General features: G+C 72.2%; 14 protein-coding genes and 1 pseudogene. 10 read left to right on the top strand and 5 right to left on the bottom strand.

The genetic code is table 11. From position 1 onward, the window contains the following. Positions 1-47: 47 nt before the first annotated feature. The 4 genes from ACWGKT_RS10965 (at position 48) to fabF (ending at position 3,739) form a co-directional block, all read left to right on the top strand. Positions 48-965: an ACP S-malonyltransferase gene (locus ACWGKT_RS10965; RefSeq protein ID WP_453273316.1), complete on the top strand. Its 918-nt coding sequence runs from the start codon at positions 48-50 to the stop codon at positions 963-965. A gap of 21 nt (positions 966-986) precedes the next feature. After that, entirely contained in the window at positions 987-2,018 is a 1,032-nt protein-coding gene (locus ACWGKT_RS10970; protein ID WP_453273317.1) for a beta-ketoacyl-ACP synthase 3, read from the top strand. Between the two features lie 104 nt (positions 2,019-2,122). After that, the gene (locus tag ACWGKT_RS10975; protein ID WP_015660680.1) at positions 2,123-2,371 is read left to right on the top strand and encodes an acyl carrier protein; all 249 of its coding nucleotides are present in this window, start codon (positions 2,123-2,125) and stop codon (positions 2,369-2,371) included. 105 nt (positions 2,372-2,476) lie between these two features. Then, the gene (gene fabF, locus ACWGKT_RS10980) at positions 2,477-3,739 is read left to right on the top strand and encodes a beta-ketoacyl-ACP synthase II (protein WP_453273318.1); all 1,263 of its coding nucleotides are present in this window, start codon (positions 2,477-2,479) and stop codon (positions 3,737-3,739) included. Between the two features lie 88 nt (positions 3,740-3,827). On the opposite strand, the gene ACWGKT_RS10985 is transcribed toward fabF, so the two are convergent. Beyond that, the gene (locus ACWGKT_RS10985; RefSeq protein WP_453273319.1) at positions 3,828-4,322 is read right to left on the bottom strand and encodes a DUF3145 domain-containing protein; all 495 of its coding nucleotides are present in this window, start codon (positions 4,320-4,322) and stop codon (positions 3,828-3,830) included. 259 nt (positions 4,323-4,581) lie between these two features. Between ACWGKT_RS10985 and ACWGKT_RS10990 the strand changes: the two genes are divergently transcribed. Both ACWGKT_RS10990 and ACWGKT_RS10995 read left to right on the top strand, forming a co-directional pair. Next, positions 4,582-5,475: an SGNH/GDSL hydrolase family protein gene (locus ACWGKT_RS10990; protein ID WP_356141492.1), complete on the top strand. Its 894-nt coding sequence runs from the start codon at positions 4,582-4,584 to the stop codon at positions 5,473-5,475. Between the two features lie 23 nt (positions 5,476-5,498). Then, positions 5,499-5,600 (top strand): annotated as a pseudogene (locus ACWGKT_RS10995) (galactose-1-epimerase); the annotation flags it as partial. 131 nt (positions 5,601-5,731) lie between these two features. On the opposite strand, the gene ACWGKT_RS11000 reads toward ACWGKT_RS10995, so the two are convergent. Together ACWGKT_RS11000 and ACWGKT_RS11005 are read right to left on the bottom strand one after the other, a co-directional pair. After that, positions 5,732-8,173: a beta-glucosidase gene (locus ACWGKT_RS11000; RefSeq protein ID WP_453273320.1), complete on the bottom strand. Its 2,442-nt coding sequence runs from the start codon at positions 8,171-8,173 to the stop codon at positions 5,732-5,734. A gap of 56 nt (positions 8,174-8,229) precedes the next feature. Beyond that, on the bottom strand, positions 8,230-8,454 hold the full coding sequence (locus ACWGKT_RS11005; RefSeq protein ID WP_453273405.1) for a YrdB family protein: 225 nt from the start codon (positions 8,452-8,454) through the stop codon (positions 8,230-8,232). Between the two features lie 110 nt (positions 8,455-8,564). Between ACWGKT_RS11005 and ACWGKT_RS11010 the strand changes: the two genes are divergently transcribed. Both ACWGKT_RS11010 and ACWGKT_RS11015 read left to right on the top strand, forming a co-directional pair. Then, on the top strand, positions 8,565-9,074 hold the full coding sequence (locus ACWGKT_RS11010; protein WP_453273406.1) for a LysR substrate-binding domain-containing protein: 510 nt from the start codon (positions 8,565-8,567) through the stop codon (positions 9,072-9,074). A gap of 72 nt (positions 9,075-9,146) precedes the next feature. Next, positions 9,147-10,415, top strand: a complete 1,269-nt coding sequence (locus ACWGKT_RS11015) for a pyroglutamyl peptidase (protein WP_453273321.1) — start codon at positions 9,147-9,149, stop codon at positions 10,413-10,415. On the opposite strand, the gene ACWGKT_RS11020 is transcribed toward ACWGKT_RS11015, so the two are convergent. Further along, the gene (locus ACWGKT_RS11020; protein ID WP_453273322.1) at positions 10,405-11,214 is read right to left on the bottom strand and encodes an EI24 domain-containing protein; all 810 of its coding nucleotides are present in this window, start codon (positions 11,212-11,214) and stop codon (positions 10,405-10,407) included. The two genes, ACWGKT_RS11015 and ACWGKT_RS11020, sit on opposite strands and share 11 nt — an antisense overlap. Positions 11,215-11,283: 69 nt before the next feature. Further along, positions 11,284-11,739 carry a MarR family winged helix-turn-helix transcriptional regulator gene (locus ACWGKT_RS11025; RefSeq protein ID WP_453273323.1) on the bottom strand — a complete coding sequence of 152 codons (456 nt, stop codon included), beginning with the start codon at positions 11,737-11,739 and terminating at the stop codon, positions 11,284-11,286. 91 nt (positions 11,740-11,830) lie between these two features. Here ACWGKT_RS11025 and ACWGKT_RS11030 point away from each other — a divergent pair, with 91 nt between their 5' ends. Both ACWGKT_RS11030 and ACWGKT_RS11035 read left to right on the top strand, forming a co-directional pair. Continuing rightward, on the top strand, positions 11,831-12,829 hold the full coding sequence (locus ACWGKT_RS11030; RefSeq protein ID WP_453273324.1) for an NADP-dependent oxidoreductase: 999 nt from the start codon (positions 11,831-11,833) through the stop codon (positions 12,827-12,829). 114 nt (positions 12,830-12,943) lie between these two features. Further along, positions 12,944-13,381, top strand: coding sequence for an organic hydroperoxide resistance protein (locus tag ACWGKT_RS11035; RefSeq protein WP_453273407.1), 438 nt, complete (start codon positions 12,944-12,946; stop codon positions 13,379-13,381). Positions 13,382-13,406 lie beyond the last annotated feature (25 nt).

Below are 13,406 nucleotides of genomic sequence, written 5' to 3' on the forward strand. Positions count from 1 at the left end.
CCTGTCCTCACGGGCGGCCTTGGCCGTCCCCAAGAGAGAGTGTGAGAGTGCTCGTACTCGTCGCTCCCGGCCAGGGCGCCCAGACGCCTGGCTTCCTGACCCCCTGGCTCGAACTCCCCGGTGCCGCCGCCCGCGTCGCCGGCTGGTCCGACGCCCTCGGTCTGGACCTCGTCCACTACGGGACCCAGGCCGACGCGGACGCCATCCGCGACACCGCGGTGGCGCAGCCGCTGCTGGTCGCCGCCGGGATCCTGTCCGCCACGGCACTGGGTGACATCTCCCCGGGCGCGGTCGCGGGCCACAGCGTCGGCGAGATCACCGCGGCCGCGTTCGCGGGCGTCCTGGACGACACCGCCGCGCTCGCCCTCGTCCGCAAGCGCGGTCTGGCCATGGCCGAGGCCGCGGCGATCACCGAGACCGGCATGTCGGCGCTCCTGGGCGGCGACCCGGAGGTCTCCGTCGCGCACCTGGAGAAGCTGGGTCTGACCCCGGCGAACATCAACGGCGCGGGCCAGATCGTCGCCGCGGGCACGCTGGAGCAGCTCGCCGCGCTGAACGAGGACAAGCCCGAGGGCGTCCGCAAGGTCGTCCCGCTGAAGGTCGCCGGCGCCTTCCACACGCACCACATGGCTCCCGCCGTCGAGACGCTCGCGCAGGCGGCCGCCGACCTCGCGCCCGCCGACCCGACGGTCACCTACGTGTCCAACAAGGACGGCCAGGTCGTCTCGACCGGCGCCGCGGTCCTCGACCGTCTGGTCGGCCAGGTGGCCAACCCGGTCCGCTGGGACCTGTGCATGGAGACGTTCCAGAAGCTCGGCGTCACCGCGCTGATCGAGGTGTGCCCCGGCGGCACCCTGACCGGCCTGGCCAAGCGCGCCCTGCCCGGTGTCAAGACGCTCGCCCTGAAGACCCCCGACGACCTCGACGCGGCCCGCGAGCTCATCGCCGAGCACGCCAACGCCTGACCCCAAGGAGCCGTACCGATCATGTCGAAGATCAGGCCCAGCAAGGGCGCCCCGTACGCGCGCATCCTCGGTGTCGGCGGCTACCGTCCGACCCGGGTGGTGCCCAACGAGGTGATCCTCGAAAAGATCGACTCGTCCGACGAGTGGATCCGTTCGCGCTCCGGCATCGAGACCCGGCACTGGGCGGGCCCGGAGGAGACCGTCGCCGCGATGGCGATCGAGGCCTCCGGCAAGGCGATCGCCGACGCGGGCATCTCCGCGGAGCAGATCGGCGCCGTGGTCGTCTCGACCGTCTCGCACTTCAGCCAGACCCCGGCCGTCGCGACCGAGATCGCCGACAAGCTGGGCACGGCCAAGGCCGCCGCCTTCGACATCTCGGCGGGCTGCGCCGGCTTCGGCTACGGGCTGACCCTGGCCAAGGGCATGGTCGTCGAGGGCTCGGCGGAGTACGTGCTCGTCATCGGCGTCGAGCGGCTGTCCGACCTGACCGACCTGGAGGACCGCGCGACGGCCTTCCTGTTCGGCGACGGCGCAGGCGCCGTGGTGGTCGGCCCCTCGCAGGAACCGGCCATCGGCCCGACCGTCTGGGGCTCCGAGGGCGACAAGTCCGAGACCATCAAGCAGACCGTGCCGTGGGACCGGTTCAGGATCGGCGACCTGTCCCAGCTCCCCCTGGACAGCGAGGGCAACGTCAAGTTCCCCGCGATCACCCAGGAGGGCCAGGCGGTCTTCCGCTGGGCCGTGTTCGAGATGGCGAAGGTCGCCCAGCAGGCGCTGGACGCGGCCGGGATCACCTCGGACGACCTGGACGTCTTCATCCCGCACCAGGCCAACGTGCGGATCATCGACTCGATGGTGAAGACCCTCAAGCTGCCGGAGCACGTCACGGTCGCCCGTGACATCCGCACCACCGGCAACACCTCGGCCGCCTCGATCCCGCTCGCGATGGAGCGGCTTCTGGCGACCGGCGAGGCGAAGAGCGGCGACACCGCGCTCGTCATCGGATTCGGGGCGGGTCTCGTCTACGCCGCCACGGTCGTTACCCTCCCCTAGGCACTCCGTGCCGGATCATGTGGTCCGGCACGAGCGCCGCACCTCCTGCCGCCGACGCGGTGGGCGCAACACACCGTCTGGATATCTAAGAAGGAGCGCCTGACATGGCCGCCACTCAGGAAGAGATCGTCGCCGGTCTCGCCGACATCGTGAACGAGATCGCCGGCATCCCGGTTGAGGACGTCCAGCTGGACAAGTCCTTCACCGACGACCTGGACGTCGACTCGCTGTCCATGGTCGAGGTCGTCGTCGCCGCCGAAGAGCGCTTCGACGTCAAGATCCCGGACGAGGACGTCAAGAACCTCAAGACCGTCGGTGACGCCACCGACTACATCCTCAAGCACCAGGCCTGATCACCCCTCAGACCGAGGCTGCAAGGCCCCGCCACCCGGCGGTGGCGCCGTAGTCCCCGCTGACGCGGGGGTAGCCCTCCCGTATCCGTTGGAGAAAGAATTCCCGTGAGCCCGACCAATCGCACCGTGGTCGTCACCGGTATCGGCGCAACCACACCGCTGGGTGGCGACGCAGCCTCGACCTGGGAGGCCCTGCTCGCCGGCAAGTCCGGCGTCCGGCCTCTGGAGCAGGACTGGGCGGCCGAGCTGCCGGTCCGTATCGCCGCGCAGATCGCCGTCGAACCGGGTGAGATCATCCCGCGTCCGCAGGCCCGCAAGCTGGACCGGTCCGCGCAGTTCGCGCTGATCGCCGCCCAGGAGGCCTGGAAGGACGCCGGTTTCACCGCCCGGGCCGGCGAGGACGTGTCCGTGAACCCGGACCGGCTGGGCGCGGTCATCGCCTCCGGCATCGGCGGCGTCACGACGCTCCTCGACCAGTACGACATCCTCAAGGAGAAGGGCGTACGCCGCGTCTCCCCGCACACCGTACCGATGCTGATGCCCAACTCCCCGGCGGCCAACGTCGGTATCGAGCTGGGCGCCCGCGCGGGTGTGCACACCCCCGTATCGGCCTGCGCCTCGGGGGCGGAGGCCATCGGCTACGCCATCGAGATGATCCGCACCGGTCGCGCCGACGTCGTCGTCGCGGGCGGCACGGAGGCGGCCATCCACCCGCTGCCGATCGCCGCGTTCGGCAACATGATGGCGATGTCCAAGAACAACGAGAACCCCGCGGGTGCCTCGCGCCCCTACGACTCCGGCCGCGACGGCTTCGTCCTCGGTGAGGGCGCGGGCGTGATCGTCCTGGAGTCCGAGGAGCACGCGAAGGCCCGCGGCGCCCGGATCTACGTCGAGGCCGTCGGCCAGGGCATCTCCGCCGACAGCCACCACATCACGCAGCCCGAGCCGTCCGGCAACGGCATCGCGCACGCGCTGCAGAACCTGCTGGACAACTCCGACCTGAAGCCGGCCGAGGTCGTGCACGTCAACGCGCACGCCACGTCGACGCCGCAGGGTGACGTCGCCGAGATCAAGGCGTTGCGCAAGGTGTTCGGGGACGACGTCGACCACATGGCGATCTCCGCGACCAAGTCGATGACCGGTCACCTGCTCGGTGGCGCCGGCGGTATCGAGACCGTCGCCTCGGTACTCGCGCTGGTCAACCGGACCGCCCCGCCGACCATCAACCTCGACGACCTCGACCCCGAGGTCAACGCGGACGTCGTCCGCGGCGAGGCACGCAAGCTCCCCGAGGGCCGTATCGCCGCGCTGAACGACTCGTTCGGCTTCGGCGGCCACAACGTGGTCCTGGCGTTCCGGACGATCTGAGCGACGCCGGTACGCAAGTGAAGGGCCCCCACCAGGCGGTGGGGGCCCTTCCTCGTGTGCGGATGCCGGTGCCGGGGTGCCGGGGTTTCTACACCACCTGGTGCAGCCAGCGGACCGGGGCGCCCTCGCCGGCGTAGCGGAACGGCTCCAACTCGTCGTCCCACGGCTTGCCCAGCAGCTTGGCGAGCTCGGCCTCCAGGTCCGTCTCGCCGCGCTGAGACCGCGTCAGCGCCGCCCGCAGCCGGTCCTCGGGGATGAGGATGTCGCCGTGGATGCCGGTGACGGCGTGGAAGATGCCGAGGTCGGGGGTGCAGCTGTAGCGCTCGCCCTCGGCGCTGGGGCAGGGCTCCGCGGTGACCTCGAAGCGCAGCAGATGCCAGCCGCGCAGCGCCGAGGCGAGCTTGGAGGCCGTGCCGGCCTCGCCCTGCCAGGAGAACTCCGAACGCCAGGTGCCGGGTGCCGCGGGCTGCCGGATCCAGTCGAGGTTGACGCGTGTGCCGAGCACCCCGGCGACGGCCCACTCGACGTGTGGGCACAGCGCGCGCGGCGCGGAGTGCACGTACAGAACTCCACGTGTCGTCACCGGGACCTCCGGGCAGAGCGGGACATCTTGCGGACTGGCTGGGCGGCAGTTGGTCGACGGCCGCGTTGATGGCGAGGCTACCGTGCGGCGGCGCAAGGAGTGCGACGTACCGTCGGTCCCAGTGCCAGGAAACCCCCGCCATTCACCCAGGGGGACGCTTGTACGGGTGTGAGCCGTTCCATGCCACCCGCCGGGAACCCTCGCGCGTTGTCATGGGTTGGGGACCATGACGGCACGACAACAGGAGAGGGACCACGGCATGCCAAACCGACGCCGGCGCCGGCGGAGTGTCCTCGCCCTCACCGCCGTGGCGGCCCTGGGCCTGGCCGGCTGCGACGCCGCGGGCGACGACTCCCCGGCGCCGGACGGCACCCGCGCGAAGACGGCCCCGGTGCGCCCGGTGTGGAACCGCAGCCCGTCCTCGATCGCCGCCGTCGGCGACTCCATCACCCGCGGCTTCGACGCCTGCACGGTGCTGTCGGACTGCCCCGAGGTGTCCTGGGCGACCGGCACCAGCTCCCAGGTCGACAGCCTGGCGGTACGGCTGCTGGGGCGGGCCAGGGCGGCCGAGAACAGCTGGAACTACGCGGTGACCGGCGCCCGGATGGCCGATCTGCCCGCCCAGATGGCCGAGGCGGTCACCCGCCGGCCCCAGTTGGTGACGGTGATGGCGGGGGCGAACGACGCCTGCCGGTCCTCGGCCCGCGCGATGACCCCGGTGGCCGACTTCCGCACGGGGTTCGAGGAGGCGATGCGCACGCTGCGCACCTCGCTGCCGAAGGCGCAGGTGTACGTGGCGAGCGTGCCGAACCTGAAGCGACTGTGGTCCCAGGGCCGGACGAACCCGCTCGGCAAGCAGGTGTGGAAGCTGGGCATCTGCCCGTCCATGCTGAACGACGCCGACGACCTGGCCACGGCCGCAATAGTGCGGCGGGACAAGGTTCAGCGGCGGGTGGAGGCGTACAACCGGGTGCTGAAGGAGGTCTGCGCCAAGGACCGCAGGTGCCGCTTCGACGGCGGCGCGGTCTTCGACTACGAGTTCGGCACCGACCAGCTCAGCCACTGGGACTGGTTCCACCCGAGCACGGACGGCCAGGCGCGGCTCGCCGCCATCGCGTACCGGACGATCACGGCCGAGGAGCCGGTCGCCTAGGGGTGCCCTAGGGTTTTCCACCCTTCCCGGACTCCCCGAACCACCCGCACTTCCCGACCACCCAGCTGCGCCCGGGCCGGGGGTTCCGCTCGGAGACGGTGTACGGCTTCGGCGTGCGGGGGTAGGGCCGCCCCGGCGCGCGGGGACGGGGCCGTTTCGGCGCGCCGGGCCGCGGGGGCCGGTGGGGAGATCGTTGGCCCCGGTCCAGGGGTCAGGTCCCGGACCGGGGCCGCTCGGTGGGGACTGTCGTCCCGGGTCAGACGTTAATCGTGGCGGCGAGACGGTGGTCGGTGAGGGAGCGGCTCGCCGTGATCTCGTACGAACCCTTCACAAACTCCCACGCCTTCGCCTTCTCGTCCCAGACCTCGAAGGCGCGTCGCGGGAGGTCGACGGTGACCTCGACACTCTCGCCGGGTCCCGCCTCGGCGCCCGCGAAGCCCGCCAGCCAACGCGCCGGGCGCTCGGCGTCCGGGGCGCCCGGGGCCAGATAGACCTGGACCACTTCCCGCCCCGCCCGCGCCCCGGTGTTGCGGACGCGGATCCGCGCGGTCGTCCCCTCGACCTCCAGTGACTCGTACGTCCACTCGGTGTAGCCGAGGCCGTGCCCGAAGGCGTACGACGGGGTGCGGCCCGCCTTCTCCCAGGCCCGGTAGCCGATGAAAACGCCCTCGGTGTAGGCGAGCGCGCCGTGCTCCGGGACGACCCGGGTGACCGGGGCGTCGCGCAGGGAGCCCCAGGTGGTGGGCAGCCGGCCGCCGGGCTCGTGCGCCCCGGTCAGCACGTCGGCCAGGGCCGCGCCGCCCTCCTGGCCGGGGAACCAGCTCAGCAGCACGGCCGCGACCTCGTCGCGCCAGGGCAGTTCCACCGGGGAGCCGGAGTTGACGACCACGACGGTGCGGGGGTTGGCGGCGGCGACGGCGCGGACCAGGTCGTCCTGGCGGCCGGGCAGCCGCAGGTCCTGGCGGTCGAAGCCCTCGGACTCGACCCGCTCGGTGGTGGCGACCACGACGACGGCGGTGTCGGCGCCCCGGGCGGCCTCGGCGGCCTCCGCGATCAGTTCGTCCGGGTCCCGCGTGGGGCCCTGGTGGGCCAGGGCGAAGATGACGTTCTTGAGGGGGACACCCCGCGGGTGGGTCACCACGTGGGTGAGGGAGACGTCGACCGGTTCGCCCGCGGTGAGTTCGACCTGGGCACGGGGCACCGGGGCGTCGAAGAAGACGGCGAAGGGGTCGCCGCCGGACGGGCGCTGGACGTCGTCGTAGTACGTCGTGCCGCCGACGGTGAGCGTGAACGCGCCCAGGCCCTTGATGCCGAAGGTGTGCGGGCCGCTCTCGCGCGGGGTGAAGGTGCCGGTCAGTTCCACGGTGTGCAAGGCCACGTGACGGACGCCCGCGGGCAGGTCGGAGCCCAGCCACTGGATCTGGCCGCCGGGGGCGGTGCCGGTGCCGAGGACGTCGCCCGCGGCGTCGCGGCAGACGGCGCGCAGGGTTAAGTCCCGACTGCCGACAGCGAGTTCGGTGTCCGGGTCGGCGCCGACCGCATAGCTCAGGGCGCCGTCGGGGAGGGCCGCGGTGAGGGCGTCGAGGGGGGAGACGATCCGGGCCGGGAAGACGGTGGCGGAGCCGCCGCCGAGGACCCGGGCCTCGCGGGCGGCGGCGCCGATCAGCGCCAGGGTCGCCCCGGCCGTCAGGGGCAGGGCGCCGCGCTCGTTGCGGACCAGGACGCAGGCCCGGCGGGCGATCTCGCGGGCCAGGTCCGCCCCGTCGACCGGCTCGGGCACCTCGGTGACCACGGGTTCGGCGCCGTCCAGGACGCCGACGCGGGCGGCGAGCCGCAGCACGTTGCGTACGGCCGCGTCGACCGCGGACTCGTCGGCCTCGCCGTCCCGCACGGCCCGCGCGAGGGGCGCGCCGTACACCGTGACCGGGCCGGGCATGGCCACGTCCAGGCCGCCGGTGAGGGCGCCGACGGTCGACCGGGCGGCCGTCCAGTCGGAGACGTTGACGCCGTCGAAGCCCCATTCGCCGCGCAGGACTTCCTGCACCAGGTGGCGGTGTTCGGTCATCGTCGTGCCGTTGACCTGGTTGTAGGCGGTCATCACGCCCCAGGGCCGGGCGTGCGCGACGATCGCCTCGAAGGGTGCCAGATAGAGCTCGCGCAGGGCGCGTTCGCCGACGTGGTTGTCCACGGTGAAGCGGTCGGTCTCGGCGTCGTTGGCGACGAAGTGCTTGACGGTGGTGGCGACGCCGCCGGACTGCACGCCGGTCACATAGCCCATGCCGATGCGTCCGGTCAGGTACGGGTCCTCGCTGTAGCCCTCGAAGTGACGGCCGCCGAGCGGGGAACGGTGCAGGTTGACGGTGGGCGCGAGCAGGACGTGGACGCCCTTGCTGCGGGCCTCCTGCGCGAGCAGGACGCCTGCGCGGCGGGCCAGTTCGGGGTCCCAGGTGGCGGCGAGCGCGGTCGGGGAGGGCAGGGCGACGGACGGGTCGTCGGCGGTCCAGCGCACGCCCCGGACGCCGATCGGGCCGTCGGACATGACCAGGGAGGCGAGGCCGATCTCCGGCAGGGCCGGCAGGCTCCACATGTCCTGGCCTGACAGGAGCCGGGCCTTGGCGTCCAGGTCGAGTCGTCGCAGGGCCGCCTCTACGACGGCCTCACGGGCCGCGTCCGCTCGGGCGTTGCCGGTCTCCGCCACGGTGGTACCTCCTCGTCGAAGTCCGCTGGGTGCCTCCCATCGTGTCCGTCACCCGGTCACTGCCGCCAGACGACCGCCAGTGCCTTGCTGACCGCGCAGACCAGCGCGAAGGCGATCCCCCAGCCCACCGCCCCGGCGGCGAACAGGGCGAGCACCCCGGCCCCGAACCACAGCAGTTCGAAGCCGACGCGGACCGCTCCGCGCGTCTTGAACGACGCCTTCGGCGATCCGAACAGCGCCCACAGCACCCCGAGTACGGCGGGTGCGGCGAGTCCGAGCAGCCACCGCGCGGGGGTGGCCGTGTCCCGGGTGAAGCCCCAGTGGGCGGCGGCCGCGAGGCCGGCACCCCGGTATCCGGGTCACCCGCGAGGAGGGTCTCACCCCCGCTCTGCTGGACCGGCTGGCCGACGGACACCTGGACCTGGCCGTGGTCTCGACGGCGGTACGGGCGCCGCTGGAGGCGTACGAACTCCACCATCTCCTCGACGAGTCCCTGTACGTCGCCGTCTCCGCCGGCCATCCACTCACCGGCGAGGACGGCCCGGTGCGGCTCGGCCGACTCGCCGACGCCGACTGGATCTCCGAGAGTTCCCGTCCGGAGGGCACGCTGCTCGACGCGGCCCTGCGCCAGGGGTTCCGGCCGCGCGTGACGCACGTCGTCGCGGAGTGGACCGCCAAACAGGGCTATGTCGCCGCCGGCCTCGGGGTGGCCCTGGTCCCGGCGCTGGCCGCCGAGTCCGTACGCCCCGACGTGACCCTGCTGCCGGTGCTCGACGAGGACGCCCCCGCACGGGCGGTGTACGCGGCGACGCCGCGGGGGCGGTCGCCGGCCTCGGCCACGGCGGCGTTCCTGGCGGGGCTGCGGGAGGCCGCGGCGAGGATCCCACGCCCCATGGCGTAGACCACTGCTGTCACGCGATACTTCCGCCGTCCCGCACGAGGCACCCACCGCGACGGAAGGACCTGAACTTCCTTGACCTCCTTACGCGTTCGGATCGGCTTCCTCTCCATGGCCCTGCTGGCGGGCCTGTCGGCCCCGGCTTCGGCGGTGTCCGCCGACAGCGCCCCCCCTGCCCCCGGCCCTGCCCCTACCGTCGAGGAACAGCGGCTCGACCAGGCCGTACCCCAGGAGATCCTGCGGCGCTCCGGATTCGACGCCGTGGCACCGGAGTTCGCCCGCGCGCTCGACTCGGCGGACTCCTTCGCGCAGGCCCGACGCATCGTCGTGCGCGAGGGATCCGCGCTGTGGCGGCGGGCCGTCGACCGGGCGCAGGGGCGGGGTCCCGCGGGCGGCGACCTGAGTCCGGACGACGACCGGCCGCTGTACTGGGCGCGGTTGGGGCTGACCCGGCACGTGCGGACGTGGGAACCGGGGTTCGGACTGAGCCAGGCGCAACGGGCGGCGCTGCTGGACGGGTTGGAGCGCGCCTCACGTGGTGAGACCGACCTCCGCCTCCCGCGCGGCAAGGGCGTCCGGCGCATCCTCGTCACCGGCTTCGACCCCTTCACCCTCGACCGGGACATCCGCATCTCCAACCCGTCCGGTGCCACCGCGCTGGCCCTGGACGGCACGGTGATCGACACGGCGGACGGTCCGGCGCGGGTGGAGACCGCCGTGTTCCCGGTGCGCTGGCAGGACTTCGCCGAGGGCACGGTGGAGCGGACACTGCGGCCGTACCTGCCGAAGGCGGACCTGTTCGCGACCGTGAGCCAGGGCCGCGTCGGGCGCTTCGACATCGAGCGCACCAACGGGGCCTGGCGGGGCGGCTTCCCCGACAACGACTCCGTCGGACGGACGGAGCCGATCCCGGTCACCGAGCCGGCCGCGCAGCCGCAGTGGACGACCACGACGCTGCCCTACGCGGCGATCGTGGCCGCGCACACCGGACGCTTCCCGGTGTACGACCACACGGAGGTGACCGAGATCCCGGCGGGCGGCACCGAGGCGGTCGTCCGCCCGGACGGACCGACGCCCGGCTCGACCGCCCGTGCCGGGGGCGGCGGCAACTACCTCTCGAACGAGATCGCCTACCGCGCGACCCTGCTCCGGGACCGTCTCGGCCTGCACGACACGCTGCCGGGCGGGCACGTCCACACCCCGGTGCTGCAGTTCGGCACCGGCAACACCGACCCGTCGACCGGCACGGTCACCGACCCGGAGTTCGTGCGCAACCGGCTGGACATCATCGCGCAGGTGCGGTCGATCGTGACGGCGGCGGCGGACGCGACGTTCAGGAAGTGACCTGCCGGTCCTCGTCCGCGGCGTCGCCGTCGTCCTCCGTGGCGCCCTCGGCGATCTCCTCGCCCAGCAGGTCGCGGGCGAGGAGCGTGGCACCCGCGACCGCGCCCGGCATCAGGAACACCGCGACGAACGGGACCAGGAAGGCCAGGCCGAGGGGCGCGCCGAAGCCCCACACGAGGGTCTTGCGGGAGCGCAGGAGGCCGAGGCGGGCGCGCAGTTCGACACCGCGGCGCTGCAGGGCGACGGCGGCGAGCTCCTCGGTGAGGAAGAAGCCGGTGACGAAGAAGCCGAGCACCGGTACGGCCGTCTGGCCGACGAAGGGCAGGAAGCCGAGCGCGAACAGCAGCACGCCCCAGACGGCGGCGCGGACCAGGATGCGCAGGCTGTCGCGGGCCGAGATCCACAGCTCGCGCCAGAGCGGGAGGCCGGACTCGGGCGCGGTGCCGTCGGGCGACACGTCCCGGTCGACCTTCTCGGAGAGGTTCTCGTAGAAGGGCTGGCCGATCAGCAGGGTCACGGCGGTGAAGGTGAGGACGGCCATGAGCAGGCCGAGCGCGAAGAGCACCGCCGTGAGGAAGCCGCGGAACAGGCCCTGCCAGGGGCTCGACCAGTCGTCGGCGAAGGGGGTGGCCCAGGAGACGAAGTCCTCGCCCCAGATGGCCAGCGCGACGAGCGCCGCCCCGTACAGGACCAGGGCGATCAGGCCGGGCAGCAGGCCGAAGTTGTACTGCTTGCCGTGCCGGGCCACCCATCGCTGGCCCTTCAGCAGATAACCGAATCCCACCCCAAGATCGCGCATGGCCAAAACTTTACCGGGGGTCTCCGGGAGGTCCCAAGGGCCCGGGGGCCCGAGGGCCTGTCCGCCGGGTCAGTCCTGGGCGTCCAGCATCCGGCGCAGCAGGTCCCGCAGGGTCAGCCGCTCCTCGTCGGACAGTCCGGCGAGGGGTTCCCGGGCGAAGCGCAGGCCCTCGCGGAGGTCGAGGGAGACACCGCGGCCCTCGTCGGTGGCGGCGGCGAGCTTCACCCGGCGGTCCGCCGGGTCGGGGCGGCGCTCGACCAGTCCGCGAGCCTCCAGACGGTCCACGATCCCGGTCACGTTGGACGGCTCGCACTTCAGCTTCTGCGCGAGCTTGCGCATCGGCAGCGGCTCCAGCGACAGGAGGTTCAGCAGCCTGGCCTGGGCCCCGGTGAGCCGATGCTCGCCCGCCGCTTCCTCGTAGTCCGCGTAGAACCGGGCCACGACGTCCCCGATCAGCTCGACGACCTCCATGGTCAGCTCATCGGGGCGGGAGATCTGGCGGGAGATCTTCTGTGGGCTCGACATGTACTCCAGAGTACCCGGTTACTTGACATCATGAAATATTCAGGCGCATGGTTGTTTCAGGTACTGAAGTAAATCCCGAAAGGCACTGGTCATGATCAACCGCGAATGGCACCTCCTCAGCCGCCCCGTCGGCTGGCCGAAGCCCGAGGACTTCGCCCTCGTCGAGGCGGAGGTCCCGACGCCGGGCGAGGGTCAGGTGCTCGTGCGGAACAAGTACCTCTCCGTGGACCCGTACATGCGCGGCCGAATGAGTGCCGCGAAGTCGTACGCCGCCCCCTTCGAGCTGGGCAAGGTCATGCAGGGCGGCGCCGTCGGCGAGGTCGTCGCCTCCAACGCCGAGGGTCTCTCCGTGGGCGACCACGTCCTGCACTTCTTCGGCTGGCGCGAGTACGCGGTCCTGGACGCGCAGCACGCCGTCAAGGTCGACCCCGAGGCCGCCCCGCTGTCCACGTACCTCGGCGTCCTCGGCATGACCGGCCTCACCGCCTACGCCGGTCTGCTGCGCACCGCCTCCTTCAAGGAGGGCGACTCCGTCTTCGTCTCCGGCGCCGCGGGCGCCGTGGGCAGCCAGGTCGGGCAGATCGCCAAGCTCAAGGGCGCCTCGCGGGTCATCGGCTCCGCCGGGTCCGACGAGAAGGTCAAGCTGCTGGTGGAGGAGTACGGCTTCGATGCCGCCTTCAACTACAAGAACGGCCCCGTCGGCGAGCAGCTGCGGGCCGCCGCCCCCGACGGCATCGACGTCTACTTCGACAACGTCGGCGGCGACCACCTGGAGGCGGCCATCGGCTCGCTCAACCAGGGCGGCCGGATCGCGGTCTGCGGAATGATCTCCGTCTACAACAACACCGAGCCGACCCCCGGCCCGCGCAACCTCGCCCGCCTCATCCAGACCCGCGGCCGCATGGAGGGCTTCCTGGTCGGCGACCACTACGACCTGCAGCCGCAGTTCGTGGCCGAGGTCGGCCCCTGGGTGGCCTCCGGCCGGCTCAAGTACCGCGAGACCGTGGTCGAGGGCATCGAGAACAACCTGGAGGCGTTCCTCGGGGTCCTGCGCGGCGACAACACCGGAAAGATGATCGTCAAGCTGTAGGGCCCGCGGCACTTCCCGGCCGTTTCCGGCATGCGGTAACTTCTTTCCGAAATCCGTGGTGATCGTGGGCGCGAGTCGCCGCGGACCGAGGAGGAAGACAACCGCATGCCCAGCATCCCCATTGGCCCGTCCGACGTCCTGTACACCGCCGTCGCCACCGCCGAGAACGGCCGCGACGGCAGGGTCGCCACCGACGACGGCAGGCTCGACGTCGTCGTCAATCCGCCCAAGGAGATGGGCGGGAGCGGCGCCGGCACCAACCCGGAGCAGCTGTTCGCCGCCGGTTACAGCGCCTGCTTCCAGGGCGCGCTCGGGGTCGTCGCCCGCCAGGAGGGCACCGACGTCTCCGGCTCGACCGTCACCGCGAAGGTCGGCATCGGCAGGAACGACGACGGGTTCGGGATCATCGTCGAGATCTCGGCCGAGATCCCGGGCGTCGACGCGGACACCGCGCGCGCTCTGATCGAGAAGGCCCACCAGGTGTGCCCGTACTCGAAGGCGACGCGCGGGAACATCACCGTGACGCTGGTCCGAGACCGGTCGTCGCGCTGAGCGGAGGCCGCACCCTTGGGGACGG

Source organism: Streptomyces sp. NPDC054794, assembly GCF_053611585.1.

Coding starts and splice junctions, on each gene's coding strand:
- ACWGKT_RS10970 (WP_453273317.1), top strand. CDS start 987: ATGTCGAAGATCAGGCCCAGCAAGGGCGCCCCGTACGCGCGCATCCTC.
- ACWGKT_RS10975 (WP_015660680.1), top strand. CDS start 2,123: ATGGCCGCCACTCAGGAAGAGATCGTCGCCGGTCTCGCCGACATCGTG.
- ACWGKT_RS10990 (WP_356141492.1), top strand. CDS start 4,582: ATGCCAAACCGACGCCGGCGCCGGCGGAGTGTCCTCGCCCTCACCGCC.
- ACWGKT_RS11020 (WP_453273322.1), bottom strand. CDS start 11,214: ATGCGCGATCTTGGGGTGGGATTCGGTTATCTGCTGAAGGGCCAGCGA.
- ACWGKT_RS11025 (WP_453273323.1), bottom strand. CDS start 11,739: ATGTCGAGCCCACAGAAGATCTCCCGCCAGATCTCCCGCCCCGATGAG.
- ACWGKT_RS11030 (WP_453273324.1), top strand. CDS start 11,831: ATGATCAACCGCGAATGGCACCTCCTCAGCCGCCCCGTCGGCTGGCCG.